Annotated in this window: 21 protein-coding genes; 13 read left to right on the top strand and 8 right to left on the bottom strand. The window is 63.1% G+C overall.

Going from position 1 to position 20,046, the window contains the following annotated elements; all coding sequences use genetic code 11:
- Positions 1–26: 26 nt before the first annotated feature.
- Positions 27–815, bottom strand: coding sequence for a cobalamin-binding protein (locus QA649_RS26110; RefSeq protein WP_283019706.1), 789 nt, complete (start codon positions 813–815; stop codon positions 27–29).
- Positions 816–933: 118 nt separating this feature from the next.
- On the opposite strand from QA649_RS26110, the gene QA649_RS26105 reads away from it, so the two are divergent.
- Both QA649_RS26105 and QA649_RS26100 read left to right on the top strand, forming a co-directional pair.
- A complete protein-coding gene (locus QA649_RS26105; RefSeq protein WP_283019705.1) occupies positions 934–1,332 on the top strand; it encodes a PaaI family thioesterase in 399 nt (132 codons plus the stop codon).
- Between the two features lie 152 nt (positions 1,333–1,484).
- A complete protein-coding gene (locus QA649_RS26100; protein ID WP_283019704.1) occupies positions 1,485–2,090 on the top strand; it encodes a GNAT family N-acetyltransferase in 606 nt (201 codons plus the stop codon).
- Positions 2,091–2,169: 79 nt separating this feature from the next.
- On the opposite strand, the gene QA649_RS26095 is transcribed toward QA649_RS26100, so the two are convergent.
- From QA649_RS26095 to QA649_RS26080, 4 genes are all read right to left on the bottom strand, one after another.
- Positions 2,170–2,475 (bottom strand): hypothetical protein, encoded by a 306-nt coding sequence (locus QA649_RS26095; protein ID WP_063683963.1) that lies wholly within the window; start codon positions 2,473–2,475, stop codon positions 2,170–2,172.
- 103 nt (positions 2,476–2,578) lie between these two features.
- Entirely contained in the window at positions 2,579–3,265 is a 687-nt protein-coding gene (locus QA649_RS26090) for a DUF2161 family putative PD-(D/E)XK-type phosphodiesterase (RefSeq protein WP_283019703.1), read from the bottom strand.
- Between the two features lie 96 nt (positions 3,266–3,361).
- A complete protein-coding gene (locus tag QA649_RS26085) occupies positions 3,362–4,042 on the bottom strand; it encodes an SDR family oxidoreductase (RefSeq protein ID WP_283019702.1) in 681 nt (226 codons plus the stop codon).
- A gap of 23 nt (positions 4,043–4,065) precedes the next feature.
- Positions 4,066–4,824, bottom strand: coding sequence for a tyrosine-protein phosphatase (locus QA649_RS26080; protein ID WP_283019701.1), 759 nt, complete (start codon positions 4,822–4,824; stop codon positions 4,066–4,068).
- 71 nt (positions 4,825–4,895) lie between these two features.
- Here QA649_RS26080 and QA649_RS26075 point away from each other — a divergent pair, with 71 nt between their 5' ends.
- Positions 4,896–5,222, top strand: coding sequence for an MliC family protein (locus QA649_RS26075; RefSeq protein WP_283019700.1), 327 nt, complete (start codon positions 4,896–4,898; stop codon positions 5,220–5,222).
- Positions 5,223–5,332: 110 nt separating this feature from the next.
- Here QA649_RS26075 and QA649_RS26070 read toward each other — a convergent pair whose 3' ends face one another.
- Entirely contained in the window at positions 5,333–5,536 is a 204-nt protein-coding gene (locus QA649_RS26070; protein ID WP_283019699.1) for a DUF2735 domain-containing protein, read from the bottom strand.
- Between the two features lie 539 nt (positions 5,537–6,075).
- On the opposite strand from QA649_RS26070, the gene QA649_RS26065 reads away from it, so the two are divergent.
- The 4 genes from QA649_RS26065 (at position 6,076) to QA649_RS26050 (ending at position 9,569) form a co-directional block, all read left to right on the top strand.
- Positions 6,076–7,110: a glutamine synthetase beta-grasp domain-containing protein gene (locus QA649_RS26065; RefSeq protein WP_018644727.1), complete on the top strand. Its 1,035-nt coding sequence runs from the start codon at positions 6,076–6,078 to the stop codon at positions 7,108–7,110.
- Between the two features lie 196 nt (positions 7,111–7,306).
- A complete protein-coding gene (locus QA649_RS26060; RefSeq protein ID WP_018644726.1) occupies positions 7,307–8,008 on the top strand; it encodes a GrlR family regulatory protein in 702 nt (233 codons plus the stop codon).
- 20 nt (positions 8,009–8,028) lie between these two features.
- Entirely contained in the window at positions 8,029–8,715 is a 687-nt protein-coding gene (locus tag QA649_RS26055; RefSeq protein ID WP_283019698.1) for a substrate-binding domain-containing protein, read from the top strand.
- Positions 8,716–8,747: 32 nt separating this feature from the next.
- Positions 8,748–9,569: a tetratricopeptide repeat protein gene (locus QA649_RS26050; RefSeq protein ID WP_283019697.1), complete on the top strand. Its 822-nt coding sequence runs from the start codon at positions 8,748–8,750 to the stop codon at positions 9,567–9,569.
- A 1-nt stretch (position 9,570) separates the two neighbouring features.
- On the opposite strand, the gene QA649_RS26045 is transcribed toward QA649_RS26050, so the two are convergent.
- A complete protein-coding gene (locus tag QA649_RS26045; RefSeq protein WP_283019696.1) occupies positions 9,571–10,029 on the bottom strand; it encodes a hypothetical protein in 459 nt (152 codons plus the stop codon).
- Positions 10,030–10,125: 96 nt separating this feature from the next.
- Between QA649_RS26045 and QA649_RS26040 the strand changes: the two genes are divergently transcribed.
- The 5 genes from QA649_RS26040 (at position 10,126) to QA649_RS26020 (ending at position 17,040) form a co-directional block, all read left to right on the top strand.
- Positions 10,126–10,275, top strand: a complete 150-nt coding sequence (locus QA649_RS26040; protein WP_007591825.1) for a hypothetical protein — start codon at positions 10,126–10,128, stop codon at positions 10,273–10,275.
- A gap of 242 nt (positions 10,276–10,517) precedes the next feature.
- Positions 10,518–11,222, top strand: a complete 705-nt coding sequence (locus QA649_RS26035; protein WP_283019695.1) for a hypothetical protein — start codon at positions 10,518–10,520, stop codon at positions 11,220–11,222.
- Positions 11,223–11,480: 258 nt separating this feature from the next.
- A complete protein-coding gene (locus QA649_RS26030; protein WP_283019694.1) occupies positions 11,481–13,988 on the top strand; it encodes an arylsulfatase in 2,508 nt (835 codons plus the stop codon).
- Positions 13,989–15,144: 1,156 nt separating this feature from the next.
- Complete coding sequence (locus tag QA649_RS26025) at positions 15,145–15,522, top strand: VOC family protein (RefSeq protein ID WP_283019693.1); 378 nt, start codon at positions 15,145–15,147, stop codon at positions 15,520–15,522.
- Between the two features lie 237 nt (positions 15,523–15,759).
- Entirely contained in the window at positions 15,760–17,040 is a 1,281-nt protein-coding gene (locus tag QA649_RS26020) for an amidohydrolase/deacetylase family metallohydrolase (protein ID WP_283019692.1), read from the top strand.
- Positions 17,041–17,118: 78 nt separating this feature from the next.
- On the opposite strand, the gene QA649_RS26015 is transcribed toward QA649_RS26020, so the two are convergent.
- Complete coding sequence (locus tag QA649_RS26015) at positions 17,119–18,711, bottom strand: winged helix-turn-helix domain-containing protein (protein WP_283019691.1); 1,593 nt, start codon at positions 18,709–18,711, stop codon at positions 17,119–17,121.
- Between the two features lie 133 nt (positions 18,712–18,844).
- Here QA649_RS26015 and QA649_RS26010 point away from each other — a divergent pair, with 133 nt between their 5' ends.
- Positions 18,845–20,044, top strand: a complete 1,200-nt coding sequence (locus QA649_RS26010) for an ABC transporter substrate-binding protein (RefSeq protein ID WP_283019690.1) — start codon at positions 18,845–18,847, stop codon at positions 20,042–20,044.
- Positions 20,045–20,046 lie beyond the last annotated feature (2 nt).

Here is a 20,046-nt window from a genome sequence, read left to right as displayed (position 1 = left end):
CTGCGCTCGCAATGACGGCGGATGGATCAGGAGTGGGTCCCCCACAGCGCCGTCACGATCGCATCGAGCCCGTCCGTCAGCGCCGCCGGTCCCGGCTGCAATATGAGCGGCGACTTGATCTCGACGATGCGGTCGTTGCGTACGGCGGGGATGTCGCTCCAGCCATCGCGCGCGCGGATGCGGGCAGGGACGACCTTCTTGCCGCACCATGAGGCGAGGATCATGTCGGGTGCCGCCTCGCGCACCGCCTCCGTCGAAACGATCCGATCCTTTGCCGCCTGCCGATGCCGCAGATCCGGGAAGACATCCACGCCCCCGGCGATTTCGATCAGCTCGGACACCCAGCCGATGCCGGAGATCAACGGATCGTCCCACTCCTCGAAATAGACCTTTGGCCGCGTCGAGGGGCGGGGCGTTGCTGCGATTGCGTCGAGCCGCCGCTCAAAACTCCGAGCGAGATCCTCCGCGCGTTCGGCCGTACCGACCAGCGCACCCAGCGTCCGGATCATCGCCAGGATGCCAGCAACATCACGCTGGTTGAAAACGTGGACGTCGACACCGGCCCGCACGAGATCGGCGACGATGCCGGCCTGGAGATCGGAGAAGGCCAGCACCAAATCCGGCTCCAGCGCCAGGACCTTCGGGATGTCCGCGGAGACGAAGGCCGACACCCTCGGTTTTTCCCGCCGCACCTGCGGCGGACGGACGGCGTAACCGGACACGCCAACAATGCGGTCCTGCTCGCCGAGCAGGTAGAGTGTCTCGACCGTCTCCTCGGTCAGGCAGACGATACGGCGGGGCGGGTAATGGCGCATGGTGGACCATATGTGCTCATGCCGCAGCGGATGTCACGGCGGCCATTACCTCGGACGTCATTGCCTTGCCGCGCGAAGCAATTCACGCTGAGAACACAACGAATTGGGAGGAGATCCGATGACGCCGCTCGAGAAACTTAAAGCGATGAAGATGCCGTTCGCCGAGCTCAAAGGCGTCGAGTTCGTCGAGGCCGAGAAGGACCGCGTGGTGGCGCGGATGACGGTCCGGCCTGATCTCTGCACCCTGCACCACACCATCCATGGCGGCGCGGTGATGGCGCTGGCCGATTCCGTCGGCGCCGCGGCGACTGTGATCAACCTGCCCGAAGACGCCAAGGGCACCACGACGCTGGAGAGCAAGACCAATTTCATCGGCGGGGCCAGGGAGGGGGCCACGGTCATCGCCATCGCCACGCCGGTCCACCGGGGCCGGCGGACCCAGGTCTGGACCACCCGGCTGGAGACCGAGGACGGCAAGCTGGTGGCTGTGGTGACCCAGACGCAGCTGGTCCTGTAAGACTACGGGGCCTTGATTTTGTTAACGAAATAGTCGTTCCCGATGCCGCTAAGTTGGGCAGGTTCCCGCCTTGAAAAGCGTGTTGCGATGCACAATATAGGGGGCCTAGGGATTCGAACGCCTCCTCGAGGGACACCAAGAGGAGTTTTGACGTGGTACTTCAAGAGACCGTCCGCACCGCCCCGGGCTATGTGCGGACCCTGATTCAGCAGGAAGAATTGGCGCTTCTGCGCGATCACCTGCTGAGACTCGATGCCGAAAGCCGGCACGACCGTTTCAACGGCTTTCTCGACGACAGCTTCATCGAGCGTTATGCCGCCCGCTGCGCCGAGGACGGCACCGTCATCGTCGCCTATATCGTCGACGGCGTGGTTCGCGGTGCGGCCGAACTGCATCCGCCGGAAGACGGTTCACTGCCCGAGGTCGCTTTCAGCGTGGAGGGCTCCGCACGCCGCCAGGGCGTCGGCACCGTGCTGTTCCGTCGCCTGATCGCGGAAGCGCGCTGGAAGGGCTACAAGCAGCTGCGTATCACCACCGGCGCCGAGAATCACGCGATGCGGGCGCTCGCCAGGAAGTTCGGCGCGCATCTGGCCTTCCGCCACGGCGAATCGACCGGCACGATCGATCTCGCCAAGACGCCCGAGGCCGAACTGGCGGATCTCGCGGCAGCGCCATTTACGGCGGGCCGCGCGCTGCTCAGCTTCAACTCGACCTGCTGGAAGCTCATCTCCAGCATGTACGGCAATCGCGCCGCCTAGTTCGAAGCGCGGACTGGAATCAAAAAGCGGACCGGCAAAACCGGTCCGCTTTTGTATTTTCGGATCGAGAAATGAACGCTCAGGTACCGGTGCGCGTGGCGGTGCTGAAGCGGCGAACGACGCGGCGTTCGACCACCACCGAGCGCTGCGCGCCCTGTTCGCCGGCAATCACGCGCGTGGCTGTGATGCGGCTGTTGGTGCGGGCCTGCTTCTTCACCTCGGCCTGGACGACATCGAGCGGCATCCCCATCAGAGCTGCGGCGATCTCGGCCTGCTGCTCCTGGTCGTCGGTGATACCGACGGCGGCAAAGATCGCCTCGTCCAGGGTCGGCGGATCGTGACGCACGCGCCGCGTGCCATATTTGGTATTCCAGTCTGCGCTCATGGTAGCCTCATTTCGATCCGGGATACCTAGTGCTGCATATGTTGCATTGCAATATGAATTTGGTGTGGCATCTCAGCTATTCACCGCTTGCATCGATCCGGCATCAGGACGGTGACGGAGCACCGGCATCGGCCTCGATCCGGTGCTGCGGCCAGCGCTTCAGGGCGGCGTGTCCAGCCTCGGTGAGCCCGTAGATTCCCCGCTCGGCACGCTCGAACCAGCCATACACATTGTTAAGCAAGATCTTGCCGGCATCGGGACACCGCACACGCAGCTCGCGCACGGGCCGCGGGCCTGTCGCGAGCTCTGATGCGCAAGCCAGCGCCTGCTGCCGGTAGGCCGTCATGATCGGCGCGCGCGTGCTGCCGCCGAGTACGGGATCGCCCTGGCGGCGCTGATGCTCGGCAACGAGTCGTGAGCGAATCTTCGGCTCGCGGCGCGGGGCCGCCGTCGGCGGCTTCACCAGCACCTCGATCTGGCCGCGGTCGGTGACGCCGAGCATGCCGAAGCCGAGGCGGCGGCAGAGATTGCGGTAGCGCGCGTCACTTTCGCGTCCCTTGCCTCGCGCGGACATTTTTGCGGCGATCCAGACCTCGTCGCCCGCCGGCGCGCGGTCGACCGCCTGCAGGATCAGCTCGAGATTGAAGGCGAGCTTCAGCTCGCCGATCACCACGACAGGCGGATCGCCGGCGCTGAGGCCGACGAGATCGCAGCCGCCAATCTCGCCCTTCACGGTGAAGCCGAGCTCTTCGAGGAAGCGTTTGACGGGCAGGTAGAGCGCGGTTTCCACTTGTGGTCCGATCGAAGAATCAGTTGCGGGCAGTCTAGAGCCTTCTCGGCTCCGATTGAATCCGGGCCTCGCCCGGACGTTCCGATCTGAACGCAGCTACACCCGCCCGCCGACCGGGATCAGCGCGCCGGTGATGCCGCTCGCGGCATCGCTGGCGAGGAACAGGATCACCTCTGCGAGCTCCTGCGGCGTCACCCACTTGGAAAAATCCGCCTTCGGCATGTCGGCCCGGTTGGCCTTGGTGTCGATGATCGAGGGCAGCACCGCGTTCACGGTGAGCTTGCCCTTCCACTCACTGGCGAGCGCCTCGGTGAGCCGATGCACGCCGGCCTTTGAGGCGGCATAGGGGCCCATGCCGGAGCCTGCCTGGAGCGCGCCCATGGCACCGATATTGACGATGCGGCCGGCCCTGGACGCGGCGAGATGCGGTAGCGCTGCGCGCGAGGTGTTTAGCGCCGTCAGCACGTTCAACGCATACATGCGTTGCCACGTCGTGATGTCGCCGTCGCCGACGATCTCGAAGGCGAATCCGCCGGCGATGTTGATCAGTGCGTCGAGCCGGCCGAAATGCTTCGCCGCCGCATCGATCGCCGTCGTCGCCTGAGCCGCGTCGGACAGATCGACGCCGCCGATCTCGATGCGCTCGGGCGTCGCCGCTAGTTGCGAGGGCGCATGATCGATGCCGGCGATGAGCGCGCCGCGGGACTGCGCGATGTCGGCAACCACTTTGCCCAGCGCGCCGAGCACGCCGGTGACGACCAGAACCTTGCCTTGCATCATCGTTCTCCCGGCGCGGTGGCTTACGCTTGCAGATAGCGCGCCTTCAGTGCGGTGCGCTCTGCTGTGCCGAGCTTGAGCCCATCGCGCAAGTAGGTTTCGAGATCGCCATAGTCGCGCCCGACGGCTTCGAAGGCGGCCGCCAGGTACGAGGCCTCGACCGAGCCGATCGCGTCGATAACGTCGGCGGGAAGATCGGCGGCGTTCGACGGGTCGCGCTTGTAGTGGCGGTTGGTCAAAAGGTAATCCTCGGCAATGACGTCGTCGGGGACGCCCAGCGCATGCAGGATCAGCGCGCTGGCAAAGCCGGTGCGGTCCTTGCCGGCGGTGCAGTGGATCACGAGCGGCGCGCGGTCTTCGAGGAGATGACTGAACAGCGCGCGAAAGCTGTGCGTGTTGTGGCGAACATAGTTGCGATAGGATTCGCGCATGAGCTCGAGCGCGACCGGTGCGGTCAACGTGCCCTGCGCGAGCTCGGCGCGCAGCGCGGCGACGACGGTCGGCTCGATCGGCAGCGAATACACCGTGATCTCGTTGACGACGCAGACGCCGGCCGCGCGCTCCTCCACCCCGCGAAAATCGAACGCGCTTTTGACGCCGAGCGCGCGGACGATCTCGACATCGGCTGCGGTGAGCTGCCCGAGATGATTGGAACGAAAGATGTGCCGCCAGCGCGTGGTGCGGCCGTCGGCGGTCCGATAGCCGCCGAGGTCGCGAAAATTGCTGGCGCCTTGCAAGGCGAGATGGCGGGTAGGGGAGTCTTTTAGGGAAGAGTCTTGCATGAGATCAGCTTGGGTTATGGTTCCAACGGACGCACGGCGGGCGTCCTTGAGGTCTATTACAGGGGGCGATCATGGGCCGGCACAAGGCCATTGTTTTGGCGATCAGCATGTTGGCGGGCGGAATTTTCGGTGCGCGGCAGGCCGACGCGCAGACGTTCAAGACCTACCGCTGCGCCGATGGTACGCAGTTCATCGTGGGATTTTATGACTACGACAAGCGCGCCTTTCTGCAGATCGATGGCGAACCTGTCACACTCGCCAAGCGGCTGGCGATTTCGGGGGCGCGCTACTCGGGGGCGGGGATCACACTGAGGATTCCCAAGACCGGGCCCACCACGGTCAAGCATCTGAAGCGGCCGGTCACGGCCTGCGCGGTGATCGAAAAGCCCGGGATCTAGCCGGGGGACGACTGGAATCAAAAAGGGCCGAAACACCGTTGTTTCGACCCTTTTTCAAACTGCCACCGGCTGCTTGCGAGAGCGCGGCGGTACCAAACCAGCAGCTGGCATTAGCGTTCCCATTTGGGCTTGGCTTCGTCGACCGCGTCCTGGTGGTACCAGCTGTCGCTGCAGATCGAGACATTCGCGGGAAGCGAAGCGTGATCGGCGGGAAGGCGGGTATCGCCATAGCGGCGTCCGGCGAGAGCCGCGCGGCCCCCGACAGGGAATTGGTAGATCTTCGCAGATCCGTGACTCAGACCATTGTTCATCATTGTGATTCTCCTTGGTCGAAGCGCCTTGGCCTCCATGGTGCGCCCGACTCGTTCGATTGTGGTTACTGGAATCCCCATATCGGCCGCGCATCCCGAATTGGAAAGTGCTGAAAAGGAGATCAGTTGCGGCCTATTTTGTAGGCACGCAGCTGCCTGCACCCCCAAAGGCACCGTATGAGTGGCTAACGCCTAGGCCATTCCAAAGGTTGCTAGGCAGGGGCCCGGGGCTTTACGAAAATTGCCGAACGTTGATGCGCGTTTCATCGGCAACCCCCGGCACTGGTCGGCCTGCTCCAGAATCAGGCGTTTTCCGCGGGATTTTTGCGGTGCAGCTTCACGCGAAGGTGCGCGGCTATGACGCAGGTCGCTGTGGACGGTTTGCCGGCGTCGCGGCGAGGCCGGCGGCCGTGGAAAACCTCCCGCACTGCGGCTTTTTGGCACGTTAAATGCTTGTAGAGGGCCGGCCGATGATGGCCGGGTACAAAACGTGCGGGGGCCCCAGGGCCCCCAACCTTTCGCATCATCTACAGAGAGGCTCAATGACCAAGTATAAGCTCGAGTACATTTGGCTCGACGGATATACGCCGACTCCGAACTTGCGCGGCAAAACTCAGATCAAGGAATTCGCGTCGTTCCCGACGCTCGAGCAGCTTCCGCTCTGGGGCTTCGATGGCTCCTCCACCCAGCAGGCCGAAGGCCACAGCTCCGATTGCGTGCTGAAGCCGGTCGCCGTGTTCCCGGACGGAGCGCGCACCAACGGTGTGCTCGTGATGTGCGAAGTCATGATGCCCGATGGCAAGACCCCGCACGCCTCCAACAAGCGCGCCACCATCCTCGACGATTCCGGCGCCTGGTTCGGCTTCGAGCAGGAATACTTCTTCTACAAGAACGGCCGTCCGCTCGGCTTCCCCGAGTCCGGCTATCCGGCTCCGCAGGGCCCGTACTACACCGGCGTCGGCTACTCGAACGTCGGCGACGTCGCCCGCAAGATCGTCGAAGAGCATCTCGACCTCTGCTTGGCTGCCGGCATCAACCATGAAGGCATCAACGCTGAAGTCGCGAAGGGCCAGTGGGAATTCCAGATCTTCGGCAAGGGCTCCAAAAAGGCCGCTGACGAAATGTGGATGGCCCGCTACCTGATGCTGCGCCTCACCGAGAAGTACGGCATCGACATCGAATTCCACTGCAAGCCGCTCGGCGACACCGACTGGAACGGCTCGGGCATGCACGCCAACTTCTCCACCGAGTACATGCGTACGGTCGGCGGCAAGGAGTACTTCGAGGCGCTCATGGCTGCCTTCGACAAGAACCTGATGGACCACATCGCCGTCTACGGCCCGGACAACGACAAGCGTCTGACCGGCAAGCACGAGACCGCGCCGTGGAACAAGTTCAGCTACGGCGTTGCCGATCGCGGCGCCTCGATCCGCGTTCCGCACTCCTTCGTCAACAACGGCTACAAGGGCTATCTGGAAGACCGCCGTCCGAACTCGCAAGGCGACCCCTACCAGATCGCTTCGCAGATCCTGAAGACGATCTCGTCCGTGCCGACCGACAAGAAGGCCGCGGCCTAAGATCCTCCCGGCCCGGGCTGGGGGGCTGGCCCGGGTTGGCTCACAATCCGCCGGAGCGAAGGCTCCGGCGGATTTTTGCATTCTGATGACAGCCATCCCCAACGATGCGCCGGGCTCCGCCGCGCGAAATTTGTCCGCCGCCGTCGAAAGCGGATAGAGTGTCCCTGGATGCGCGCTGGGGCCGGGGACACGGCTGGTGTTTGAGGGTTTCTACAAGGTGCGGTTTCAGCTCGGCGACGCCGTCGGCCGGAGCGTGATGCATGCCGGCAACGGCAAGATGCTCGGCGGCAATTCGGCTTTCGCCCATATCGGCACCTACGAGAAGACCAATGAGGGCGTGGATGTCGTGATCAAGACGGTCCGGCACAATCCCGATCCGAACTACCGCGCCATGGCCGGCACCGATGATGCGACCTTGCTGGCGAAGGGCTGGGCCGACGGCGATCTCTATCGCTTCAAGGGGGAGCTGAAAGAACTGCCGGGCGTGCCGTTCCAGTCGGTGATGACGCCGATCACGGAGGACGAGGTGCCGATCGCCGGCGGCGTCGGCGAGGGCGGCATCGCCGATGGCCTCTACTCGGTGCATCTGCGCATGCTCGACGGCATCGACGGCGGTCTCACCGGCGTGGTGCTGCTCAACCAGGGCCGCATCCTCGGCGGCGATGCGGCGTTCTACTATCTCGGCAGCTACACCGCCGCGAAGGGCCGCTGGAAGGGGCAGATCCTCAACCAGGAGCACACACCGGCCAAGGACGATCCGATCTTCGGCGGCCACGAGGTCGGCATCGGCTTCTCCGGCAGCTATGACGCCGAGGAGGCGGTGCTGGAGGCGACGGCGCTTGCGGGCAAGCGATCCTTGCGCCTCACCGCCGCGCTCAAGCTGATGCATCGCGCCTGAACGCTACCCTGGGAATACCTATGGCAAATACCATTCGCATGCTTTCGACGCTCGGCCTGATGGGCGCGATGCGCAGCCTGTCGTCTGCCTTCGAGACCGCCAGCGGCATTCATGTCGATGCCGACTTCGCGCCGACCCTGGCGTTGCTCAAGCGGCTGCGCGAGGGCGAGGCCGCCGATCTCGTCATCCTCACGCGCGAGGGGCTCGACGAGATGATCGGCGAGGGCCGCGTCGTTGCCGAGAGCGCAGCCGATCTGGCGCGTTCCTATGTCGGCATTGCCGTGCGGGCAGGGCAGCCGCATCCCGCTATCGGCGACGAAGCCGCGCTGCGCCAGACGCTGCTCGCCGCGCGGTCCGTTGCCTATTCGCGGCTGGGTGCGAGCGGCGTGTACTTCGCCCGGCTGATCGTGCGGATGGGGATCGCGGCCGAGATCAACGCCAAGGCCACCATCGTCGAGCAGGGTTTCACGGCAGAGCGGCTGGTCAGCGGCGAAGCTGATCTCGCCGTGCAGCAGATCAGCGAGCTGAAACAGGTCGGTGGCATCGAGGTGGTCGGCCCGATCCCGCATGAGCTGCAAACGCCCGCCGTCTTTTCCGCCGGCCGCATGGCGAACGCGAACAATGCCGTCGCGGCCGATCGGCTGCTGCAATACCTGGCCTCACCGCAGGTCGTGCCCGTCCTCCGCCAATCCGGACTCGAGCCTTGAATTTGCCGGGGCGGGGACGCAACGTGTCGTCCATGCGAACTCATCTCCTTGCCATCGCTCTCGCGCTCGCTGCGCCCCTCGCGGCGCATGCGCAGTCGGCCGACCTCGTGCTGTGTGACCGAGTCGCGGCCGATCCCAGCGATCCCGACAAGCCGGCCGACGTGAAGGGCGTTGCGGAGATCGCAGCTTCCGACGTCGCGACCGCCATCAAGTTCTGCAAGCAGGCGGCAGGCTCTTCTCGGCGCGCGATGTTCGCGCTCGGGCGCGCCTATGCGGCGAACCGACAGACGGCGGAGGCGATCGCCGCCTGGCGGAAGGCGGCCGACAAGGGATCGAGTGCGGCCATGGTTGAGCTCGGTGTGCTCTACGGCACCGGCGCCGGCGTCGCCAAGGACGAGGCGCAGGCGCGAAAGTTGTTCGAGAAGGCGGCGCAAGCAGGCAATCCCCGCGGCGTCAGCAACCTTGCCGCGCTCGGCAGCGCAGGTGGCGCGGCACCGGCCGATCCCGCGCAGGCGCGCGCGCTGCTCGGCAAGGCCGCCGAGACCAACGCGGAGGCGCAGTACCAGCTCGGCCTGATGCTGTCTGAAGGCGATGGCGGCGCAAAGGACGACGTCGCGGCGCGCGCGCTGTTCGAGAAGGCGGCGGCGCAGAACCATCCCGGTGCGCTGGAGCGGATGGGCGCCTTCGCGCAGGAAGGCCGCGGCGGGCCCAAGGACAAGGACGCCGCCAAGGCCTATTACGAGCGCGCCGCAGCGCTCGGCGACGAGGACGCCAAGAAGGCGCTGGAGCGCATTCGCTGTCCCTACGCGATCAAGGACAAGCAGGGCAAGCTCGTCACCACGCTGTGCTTCTAGCTCACTTCATGTAGTAGGCGAGATTGTTGCGGGCGTCGCGATAGGTCGTCTCGAGATAATCAGGATACTCGGCGGCGGCCCGCGCCACGGCGCGCACGACGCAGGCCCAGAAATCGCCGTCCCATTTGAAATGCGCTTCCGTCGCACTCTCGAACTTGACGGCGGTGATGATGGCCTGCCGGATCGCCTCATCGTCGGCATGCGGATGGGCGCGCTTCACGTAGCCGAACATCGGCCCTTCATGGGCGTGGTCGCGGTCGTAGCGATATTTCTCGGCCATCTGCTGCGGCGTCAGGGTGCGATTGATGCGGACCTCTTCGGCGGTCGGGCGCCCCTCGATCGAATCCAACCGGTAGCGCCAGCGCCAGAGTTCGAAGGCGGCATCGAGCAGCGGCTGCTTCCCCGCGCTGGCGACGAATTCGGCGATCTGCTGTTCGGGGGATGGCTCTGTCTGGTTCATGCCCCTTGGTCGTGCGCCTGTGCCTGACGGTTCGAAGCAGGGGAGGAACCAGCTCCGGCACCGGTCGTTGAACCCCGACAAGCGGGAGGCCCGATCATGATCCGCAAGCTGGCATCCGGCGAATATCGCCTCTATTCACGCAAGGTGAATCCGAAGACCGGCAAGCGCCGCAACCTCGGTACGTTCAGGAGCCGTGCGGCCGCCGAGAAGCACGAGCGCGAGGTGCAGTATTTCAAGCGCCACTGAGGCCCCAAAACAAAAAGTCGAAAAACAACCCCATGCACAGTAGCCGGGGCACTGAAATCGCAGCGAAATCCCGGTCTGCTGATTTTACGAAATTTGTTTGACCCGTCGGGCAAAACAGGGGCATAATGGCACCATGGCAGAGCGCGGCCTCCCGGGGGGCCTGCGCGGAAAAGCCGGTGGAATCGATGCGGCCGCAATGCTAGGTAGCCCGCGATTCCTTTTGATTTTGCGGGCGAATTGCATTGCTGGACGGACTCTACAAGGTTGAATACGGCGTCAACGATGCGTTCGGGCGCAGCATCATGTGCCTGCATGACGGCAAGATGCTGGGCGGCAATTCGGGTTTTGCGCATCTTGGCACCTATGTCGAGCGGGACGGCGAGATCAGCGCCGAGGTCATCACCGAGCGGCACAACCTCGATCCCAACTACAAGCCGCTGATGGGGGCGGACGTCGCCAAGATCGGGGCGCGCGGCCGGCTGCACGGCAACGAGATCCGTCTGCAGGGCGGCGCGGACACGATGCCGGGCGCCCATTTCTGGGCCAACATGACCCGGCTCGACGACGGGGCGCTGCCGCCGCGCGGCACGATCGGGCGGAGCGGCATCGCCAACGGGCTCTATGGGATGAGCCTGCGCGCGCTCGACGGGGTCGATGCCGGATTGTCCGGCGTGATGTTGCTGATCGACGGCCGCATCCTCGGCGGCGATGCGTTCTTCTATTATCTCGGCTCCTATTCCTCGGCGGACGGCCGCTGGAAGGGCGAGATTCTGAATCAGGAGCATACGCCGGCGAAGGGCGAGAACCCCGTGTTCGGCGGCTACGAGGTCGGGATCGGCTTCTCCGGGACCTGCACGGAAGACAGCGGCGAGCTCGAAGGCATCGCGCTGGCCGGCAAGCGCAGCCTGCGCCTTGCGGCCTCGCTCAAGCTGATGCGGCGGGCGTAGGGCACGGACAACAAATGTCCGCTTCTTGAGATGAAGCAGGCTTCATGCGTCGCCTCAGCGATGACAGCAAGTGACCCATAGCGGTCCTTCGTTGATTTGGATCAACAACCGGTGGCAGCGCTGGCCAGATATTCTAGCTTGACGACTTGGATGCGTGCCTTCGCCTTGTCGCACCGGTAGGCTTTTTTCGACAAGAGCCGGTGCCAGGCGGAGATTCCGCATGCTGAATGAGAGGCTTGAGCGAGAGGAGTGGCACAGATGAGTAACTCCATGCCGTTGCAGACCTTTTCAAAGCAGACCGGGACAAGAACGTTGCTTGCGGCATGCTCGCTATTGACGCTGGCAACGACTGCTCTTGCTCAGCAAATCACGGGTACGCCGGGTACGCCGGGTGCCACGATCACACTCGATGGCAAGCAGCTTCCGCCCGAACCTCCAAAGTTCGGCGGCGTGATCAAGGAAGAGGCCACGGACTCAAAACCATACTGGCCACCCTCCGTCGTGCCGCCCAAAGGCGCTCCAAACGTGCTGCTCATTATGACCGACGACCAGGGTTATGGCGTGTCCGGCACTTTCGGCGGTGTGGTTCCGACCCCTGCGATGGATCGCGTCGCCAAGGCTGGCCTGCGCTATACACAGTTTCACTCGACGGCGCTCTGCTCACCGACACGGGCGGCGCTGATCACCGGCCGCAACCACCATTCGGTCGGGTATGGCGTGATCGGTGAAATGTCGACCGGCTATCCCGGTTACAACTCCGTCATTGGCCAGGAGAGTGCCACGATCGGGACCATTCTGCGGGACAACGGATTTGCCACCTCGTGGTTTGGCAAGAACCACAACACGCCGACCTATCTGTACAGCGCCGCCGGGCCATTCGACCAATGGCCGATCGGGATGGGATTTGAATATTTCTACGGCTTCATGGGCGGCGAGACCGATCAGTGGACGCCTTACCTGTTCCGCAATACGACCCAGGTTTATCCCTGGATCGGCAAGACCGGCTACAACCTCATCACCGACATGGCGGATGAGGCCATCAACTACATGAACGGGCTGAACGCGGCAGCGCCCGACAAGCCGTTCTTGGTTTATTACGTGCCTGGCGGCACCCATTCGCCGCACCAGCCGAAAAAGGAATGGATCGAGAAGTTCAAGGGCAAGTTCGACATGGGCTGGGAGAAGCTGCGCGAGCAGATCTTCGCCAACCAGAAGCGCCTCGGGGTCATCCCCGCGAACACGGCGCTCACGCCCTGGCCGGATACCCTGCCAAAGTGGGACTCGCTCTCACTCATTCAGAAGAAGCTGTATGCGCGCGAAGCCGAGGTGTTTGCCGCCTACGCGGCCTACACCGACAATGAGATCGGCCGCGTCATTCAGGCGGTCGAGGACATGGGCAAGCTCGACAACACGCTGATCATCTATATCAGCGGCGACAACGGCACCAGCGCGGAAGGCACGCTCGAGGGCACTCCGAACCAGATGACCGCCTATAACGGCGTTCTGAAACTGCCGGAAGCCGAGCTGATGCTGCACTACGAGAATTGGGGCTCCGACAAGACCTACCCGCATATGTCGGTGGCATGGTCATGGGCCTTCGATACCCCGTTCAAGTGGACCAAGCAGGTGGCGTCGCATTTCGGCGGCACCAGGCAAGGCATGGCGATCTCATGGCCCGGCCACATCAAGGACGTCGGTGGCATTCGATCCCAGTTCCACCACATCATCGATATCGTGCCGACGATCCTCGAAGCCACGGGCGTCGCGGCGCCTGCGACGGTGAATGGAATCGCACAAAAGCCCATCGAGGGCGTGAGCATGGCGTATACGTTCGACCAGTCGAACGCGAACGCACCATCAAAGCGCACCACACAATATTTCGAGATGTTCGCGAATCGCGGCATCTACCACGATGGTTGGTATGCATGCACGACGCCGCCCGCGCCGCCATGGCTGTTGGGAACCGCAAAGCTGCCTGATGTCACCAATTACAAATGGGAGCTTTACAATATCGCCGAGGATTTCTCGCAGTCCAATGACCTGGCAGCCAACAATCCCGACAAGCTGAAGGAGCTTCAGACATTGTTCCTGAGCGAAGCGGACAAATACCAGGTCTTGCCGCTGGACAATTCAATCCTGCCACGTCTGATCACGCCGCGTCCGAGTGCGACCGCGGGGCGAACTGAATTCACCTACAAGGGAATCAGTCCCGGCATCCCCGAAGGTAATGCACCCAACATCATGAACAAGGACTACAAGATCACCGCCGAGATCACCGTCCCGCAGGGCGGGGCCGAGGGAATGATCGTGACGCTCGGTGGTCGCTTCAGCGGCTACGGCCTCTATCTGCTGAAAGGCAAGCCGGTCTTTGTCTACAACATGCTGGATTTGAAACGATACCGCTGGGAATCCGGCGTGGGCGCACGCGACTGGTTGGGCACCGCGCTCAAGCCGGGCAAGCACACCATCGCGTTCGATTTCAAGTATGATGGGCCCGGCTACGGCAAGGGCGGCACCGGCGTGCTGTCGGTCGACGGCAGGGAGGTTTCCCGCCAGTCGATCCCGCACTCGATTTCGTTCTTGATGACGATCGACGAGTCCTTCGACGTCGGCGTTGATTCCCGCACGGGCGTGGATGACAGCTACAAGCTGCCGTTTCAGTTCACCGGCAAGATCGACAAGCTGACATTCAAGCTTGGACCGACGCAAGTGAGCAGCGATGATCAAAAGCTCATACGGCACGCGCTTGAAAAAGCGAGAGACTGAGCGCGGCGTTGGTCTCGTGGACTTAGGTGTCTTAAACGCTGGCTCGCGCGATGTCCGTTCATGGCCCGAATGCGAAGTCCGGGCGGCGTCCTCAGTTGTCGGCTCATCGGGGTAGATCGGAAGCAACCGGCCGACGTTGCAAACGGAGGGGCATGACCCATAGCGGACTTTAGGAAAGCCGGGCCGATTGGAACGACCCATTCCACACGGCTTTTACGTGCGATGGATGATCTGCTGAAGCGCGCCGACCGAGCTATTGAGGATAGCTATCGGGTCAAGGAAGAAGCGATAGAGCACCTGATACGGGCCCGAAGGGTAGCACGGGCGGTGAGAGCAACTATCGTTCGTGCCGAAAGCGCTAGGTCTCGGTATCGTCAGCTTGGGCTGGAAACGGCTGAAAGGCAGGGCGCGTTTTTCAGGAAAATCCTGCGGGTACCTCACCCTCCGATCAGCGGGACTGAAGCCCAACAGTCGTCTAGCGGATATCTGGTCCAGCAGGCGTTTACGCGCTGCAGAAACGGCCGCCGCCAGCTGTTTGGAACGCTGTATAGCGGCCTCGGCACGCGCGAAGAGTGTCTCCAGGTCCTGTGCCATGCCGGATAACGCGGGGGGGGGGGGCGCCGTTCCGGCAAAGGCGCCTCAAGTCAACCGCCGCCAGCTTCGCGGTGCGCGGGCACGTGATGCCTCTGCAACGGTATGATATCCGACCAGACGGACGGCCTTGGCAGGTGCGCTATTGGCTTCCGAAAAACTGGCCTGTGTGGATGACAAGGGATCGATAGTCGCGCTCGTCCATCATGTAACTGAGGCGACCGCAGCCGTTCTGATGCGAAAGACCAACGCGACCGCATCTGGTCTGACGAGTCCAAACGCATGTTTCTTAGACCCTCTTGCAAAGAGCCGATAAGGCAATTTTGGAAGCACGGGAGACCAAAAGGGAAACGCAGGAAGCCATTTTGAGAGCCCGCGCCGAAATGGACTATCTGCCTTCCAGAGGTTGTTGAAGCCAACATGATTTCGATTTGATGTTCTTCGCATGTTGCCCCCAAGCGGTCATCTGGCTGTCGCAATTCCTACTCTCTAACTCCCACCTTAAGGTGACAAACCTTGAGAAGAAGAGCGGACGAAACTTCTTGCATAACGTCGGGGTGAACTAATGAGCCCTTCGGGAGCCTTGATCGCGATCCTGCCGTGTAACGATCTTGATGCGTCGGAGCGGTTCTACAATCGGCTGGGCTTTACGCGGCCGGACGGCGAAAGGCTCGCTCCGGGAGAGCCAGACACCTATCGCATGCTGTCGAACGGGAAGGGCGGATATCTGCATCTGACGGACGCGGTCGAGGGATGGCTAACGCCGGGCAGAAACCCTTTTGGGCTTTATCTTTACCTCGAGAGTGTCGACGCCGCGGCGCGCGAATTTCAGCAATCGCCCGAGGACAAGCCGTGGGGGATGTACGAATTTGCGATCTCTGACCCAGATGAGACGTTGGTCCGTGTCGGGTGGCCAACCCATCTCCGCGCCAAAGCGCAATAATTCGCCCGCTTCTGGCCCAATCGGGGCCGGCGCGGCTTAGTCGAAACTTGTTTCGAAAGGTTCATGCACTCCCGGAAGATTTTGTGGCTCCTCAGCGCCGATGAGCAGTCATAGGATTGGATTGTTCGGGGCGAAGCGGCCCCAGTTCCAATCGCACTCATTTTGAACGGATGCAGCGAGTCGTCGGCGGATATGCCCGCCGGCTGCCGCGCGAGAAAAAAACACAGGGGGGTTATCATGTCCGCGTTGTCACGCCGCGATTTCCTTGCACTTTCGACATCTGCCGCAGCCATCAGCCTCGCCGCGCCTGCGCGCGCCGCGATGGGACCGAACGACAAGTACGACCTGGTGATCCGCGGGGGAGAGGTCCTCGACCCCAGCCAGTCGCTGCGCGCCAAACGCGATATCGGTATCCGCTGGGGCGTGATCGAAACCGTCCAGGAGACGATCCCTGCCGAGCGCGCCCTGAAGAGCATCGACGCGTCGGGCAAGCTGGTGATGCCCGGCCTCATCGATCTGCATTGTCACGTTTATCCCTACGGCTCGGCGATCGGTATTCCCGCCGACGAACTGGTGCAATTCCAGGGCACGACGACCGTCGTGTCGGCGGGCGACGCCGGGGTCAACAATCTGGCTGCGCTGCGCCGTTTCATCGTGGCCCAGACGCGGGCGCGGATGTACGCCTTCGTCCACATCGCCAACAACGGCCTTTCGGCGTTCCCCGTCGCCGAGCTCTACAATATCGACTCCGCGCAGACCGAGGCCTGCGCGATGGCGCTGGCCGAGAATTCGGACTTCCTCCTCGGGGTCAAGGTGAGGATGTCGGAGAACGTGATCTACAAGCACGGGCTCGAGCCGCTCAAGCGCGCCATCCAGGCGTGCGAGATGTGCGGCTGGCCGGCGAAGATGATGGTGCATATCGGCGGCGTCGAGTCCAAGGAGCTGATGTCGCAGATTCTCGACCTGCTCCGCCCGGGCGACGTGCTGACGCATGCCTATTCGGGCGCCCCGAACATGTCCAACGTCTTCACCAATATCGTCCAGGAGGGCAAGCTGCTGCCTGCGGCCCTGGCGGCCAAGCAGCGCGGCGTCATGTTCGACGTCGGTCATGGCGGTGGCAGCTTCGATTTCACCGTGGCGGAAGTGGCGATCCCCGGTGGATGCGTTCCGGACACCATTTCCTCCGACATCCACGTCTTCTCCGGCAATTCGCCGGGCATCCCCTTCCTGCCCAATGTGATGAGCAAGTTCATGGCGCTTGGCTTCACGCTGGAGCAGGTGGTGGCAATGGCCACGACAGCCCCGGCGAAGATCATCAGCCGCGCGCCGAAAATCGGCACGCTGCAGGTCGGCGCGCCCGGTGACGTCGCCATCATGGAATTGGTGGAGGGGCCGGTCAGCTTCGTCGACACCCGCAATAACAAGAGGGACGGGAAGGCCCAGCTCAAGCCCATCCAGACCATCATCAACGGTGTGCCGTTCGGCCGGCCCTATCAGGCGCCGTTCGCTGTGAGGTAGCGAGCCGGCAGGCGCTCAGTGACTCCAAGGTAGACGTTGGAGGCGGCCCGGGGCTGCCGATCCTCTCGCACGCTCGCGTCACCCCTCCGGCACGCCGGCGAGGCGCAAGCCCTCAAAATAGCGCTGGCGACGTGCGAGATACACCGGATTGTCGCCTTTGGCGTTGATGCGGTAGCGGCGGATCGTGAAGCCGGGATCGAGGGCAAGTCCCGCTTCGGCGATCGATCGCGCCTCCTTCAATTCCCCCACCAGCGCCAGGGCGGTCGCGAAGTGAAAATGCGAGAGGGCGTGATTGCGGTTGAGTTCGAGGCTGCGCCGAAACCAGCCGATGGCTTCATGGTCCTGCTTGATGCCCAGCTTGGCCAGCCCGACGAACATGTACCACAGAAAGGCGCGCGTATCGCGCGGGGACAGCCGGAGCGCCTCCTGAATGTGACCCTCGACTTCCTCGCTATGGCCGGACTGATATTTGCCGAGGCCGATGAAGCCGTGGGCATCGGCCAGATTGCGGTCAAGCGCGAGTGACCTGCGGCATTGGGCGATGCCATTTTCGATGCGGCTCGTCTGAATCTGCACGGCGCCGAGCAGCATGTGGGCTCTGGGATGATTGGGGGCATGAAGCAACGCGCCATTCAAAGCCGTCTCCGCGGCTTGAAAATGTGTGTTGACGTCATCGGCCATGAACGCCGATCCTACGGACACCTCGACCTGGGCTGCCGCGACCGCGGCTTCGATGTTGCCAGGATCGAGCGCCAGAGATCGCGTGAAGAAATCCCTGGCCTGCGTCAGGAGCGCGCGAGTGACGCCTCTGTTTTGGAGCGCTCGGCCCTGGAAATACAGATCCATCGCGTCCGGGCGGGGCGATCGTGCCGCGCGTCGCGCTTCGGCGGCGATGAGCTCGGCATTCAAGGTGTTGGCGAGGTGCGATACGATCTCGTCCTGCATGTCCAGCAGTTCGGCCGCGGGCTTGTCGAAGCGGTCGGCCCAGACATGGCTTCCGGTCTCGGTGTCGGTCAGGTGCGCATTCAGGCGAAAACGGTTGCCGCCGCGTTGCACCGAGCCTTCCAGCACGTAGCGCACGTTGAGATCGCGGCCGATTTGCCTGGCGTCGACGGCCTTTCCCTTGAAGGTGAACGCGGTGTTGCGGCCGATCACGAACGAGCCGGCGATACGCGACAAATCCGTCGTCAGGCTCTCCGTGACGCCATCGACGAAATAGTCCTGCGCGGGATCGCCGCCGATGTTGGCGAATGGCAGCACGACGATGGACAAATGCGGCATCGCAGCCGCTGGCAGCTCTGCGGTATCGGATGACCGCGGCGTGTCGCCGGAAACGACGGTGGCATCGATCGGCTTTTCATCGACGACCAGGATGTAGCCTCGGCGAGGCAGTGTCTTCAGGGCCGAGCGGCCTGCATCTCCCAAAGCGCGCCTGACGTCGCCGATTGCCTGGACGAGAGAATCCTCCGTGACCTCGGCGTCCGACCAGACCTCGTCCATGATCTCGTCCTTGCTGATCAATTGCCCGGGTCGTGTCGCAAGCAGCCGCAGCACGGCCCAGGCGCGCGGGCGCAAGGGGACGATGTCGCCGCGTCCGTCGCGCAAGGTTTCACGAACCAGATCCACCATCCGGTCGCCGACGAGGATCGGGGGCTGCGATGATTTCAACAAGAACCCCTCGTGGAACTTGCTTTCGGAAAATTTCGGCGGAGTTTCGGGACGCTGGGACGATTGTACAGCATTATCTTACAGCCCGGGATGGCAAAACGGCGCCGTCAGGGGCGCCAGCACGAGGTAAGCCTCCATGATCCGGCCTCTGATCTTGACTGCGTTGAGCCTTTCGATCGTCGGCCTTTCACCCGTCACTGCGGCTGACAAGAAATACGGCCCCGGCGTTAGCGACACCGAGATCAGGATCGGGCAGACCGCTCCCTACAGCGGCCCGCTCTCGTCGCTGAGCCGCTTCGGTCGGATTGAAGCGGCCTATCTCAACATGATCAACGCAGCCGGGGGCATCAACGGCCGCAAGGTGACGCTCGTTTCGCTCGACGACGCCTTTTCGCCGACAAAGACGGTGCAGCAGACGCGAAAACTCGTCGAGGACGACAATGTGCTCGCGATCGTTGGATCGATCGGCACGCCGACCAACCTTGCCGTGGCGAAATATCTCAACAGCAAGCAGGTTCCGCAGATATTGGTGCTCGCCAGCACCCCGAAGCTCGACGATCCCGAGAACCTGCCGTGGACGACCACGTTCATGATGCCGCAGCCCGTCGAGACCAGGATCTATGCCGAGTATCTGCTGAAGACCAAGCCCGACGCGAAGGTCGCCGTGATCTATCAGAACGACGATCTCGGGAAAGGCAATTTGGCTGGCTTCAAGGCTGCTCTCGGATCGAAAGCCTCGACCATGGTGGTGGCAGAGGCGGCCTACGACATCATGGAGCCCACGGTCGATTCACAGATCGTGGTCCTCAAGTCGTCCGGCGCCGACACGCTATTCCATGCCTCCAATGCCCGCTTCGCCGCGCAGGCGATCCGCAAGGCGCATGAGCTCAACTGGAAGGTCCAGCATGTGCTGCTGTCCGGTGTCAGCAGCATTTCGGCGGTCCTGCGTCCGGCCGGACTTGCCGCATCGACGGGGGCGGTCAGCGCGTTCTGGCTGAAGACATCAGAGGATCCCATGTGGGATGACGATGCCGGCATGCGAGAGTTTCGGGCCTTCATGAAGCAGTGGGCACCGAACGACGACATCGAGGAATCGATCTTCCCGTATGCGACCGCTCAAATGATCGTCGAGGTCCTGAAGAAGTGCGGCGACGACCTGTCGCGGGACAATCTGATCAGGCAGGCCACTAGCGTCCAAGGGCTGCAACTGCCGACATTTCTGCCCGGGCTGACCATCAACGTCACCCCGTCGAGCCGGATCGGCTGGACAAAGGCCAGGATGGCGCGTTTCAACGGCACCCGATGGGTGCTGCTCGATGATGTCGTCGGCAACTGACA

Source organism: Bradyrhizobium sp. CB1717 (assembly GCF_029714325.1).
Lineage (GTDB): Bacteria > Pseudomonadota > Alphaproteobacteria > Rhizobiales > Xanthobacteraceae > Bradyrhizobium.
This window is presented reverse-complemented; position numbering and strand designations above follow the sequence as displayed.

Coding starts and splice junctions, on each gene's coding strand:
- QA649_RS26110 (WP_283019706.1), bottom strand. CDS start 815: ATGCGCCATTACCCGCCCCGCCGTATCGTCTGCCTGACCGAGGAGACG.
- QA649_RS26105 (WP_283019705.1), top strand. CDS start 934: ATGACGCCGCTCGAGAAACTTAAAGCGATGAAGATGCCGTTCGCCGAG.
- QA649_RS26095 (WP_063683963.1), bottom strand. CDS start 2,475: ATGAGCGCAGACTGGAATACCAAATATGGCACGCGGCGCGTGCGTCAC.
- QA649_RS26085 (WP_283019702.1), bottom strand. CDS start 4,042: ATGCAAGGCAAGGTTCTGGTCGTCACCGGCGTGCTCGGCGCGCTGGGC.
- QA649_RS26080 (WP_283019701.1), bottom strand. CDS start 4,824: ATGCAAGACTCTTCCCTAAAAGACTCCCCTACCCGCCATCTCGCCTTG.
- QA649_RS26075 (WP_283019700.1), top strand. CDS start 4,896: ATGGGCCGGCACAAGGCCATTGTTTTGGCGATCAGCATGTTGGCGGGC.
- QA649_RS26070 (WP_283019699.1), bottom strand. CDS start 5,536: ATGATGAACAATGGTCTGAGTCACGGATCTGCGAAGATCTACCAATTC.
- QA649_RS26065 (WP_018644727.1), top strand. CDS start 6,076: ATGACCAAGTATAAGCTCGAGTACATTTGGCTCGACGGATATACGCCG.
- QA649_RS26055 (WP_283019698.1), top strand. CDS start 8,029: ATGGCAAATACCATTCGCATGCTTTCGACGCTCGGCCTGATGGGCGCG.
- QA649_RS26050 (WP_283019697.1), top strand. CDS start 8,748: ATGCGAACTCATCTCCTTGCCATCGCTCTCGCGCTCGCTGCGCCCCTC.
- QA649_RS26045 (WP_283019696.1), bottom strand. CDS start 10,029: ATGAACCAGACAGAGCCATCCCCCGAACAGCAGATCGCCGAATTCGTC.
- QA649_RS26040 (WP_007591825.1), top strand. CDS start 10,126: ATGATCCGCAAGCTGGCATCCGGCGAATATCGCCTCTATTCACGCAAG.
- QA649_RS26030 (WP_283019694.1), top strand. CDS start 11,481: ATGAGTAACTCCATGCCGTTGCAGACCTTTTCAAAGCAGACCGGGACA.
- QA649_RS26025 (WP_283019693.1), top strand. CDS start 15,145: ATGAGCCCTTCGGGAGCCTTGATCGCGATCCTGCCGTGTAACGATCTT.
- QA649_RS26020 (WP_283019692.1), top strand. CDS start 15,760: ATGTCCGCGTTGTCACGCCGCGATTTCCTTGCACTTTCGACATCTGCC.
- QA649_RS26010 (WP_283019690.1), top strand. CDS start 18,845: ATGATCCGGCCTCTGATCTTGACTGCGTTGAGCCTTTCGATCGTCGGC.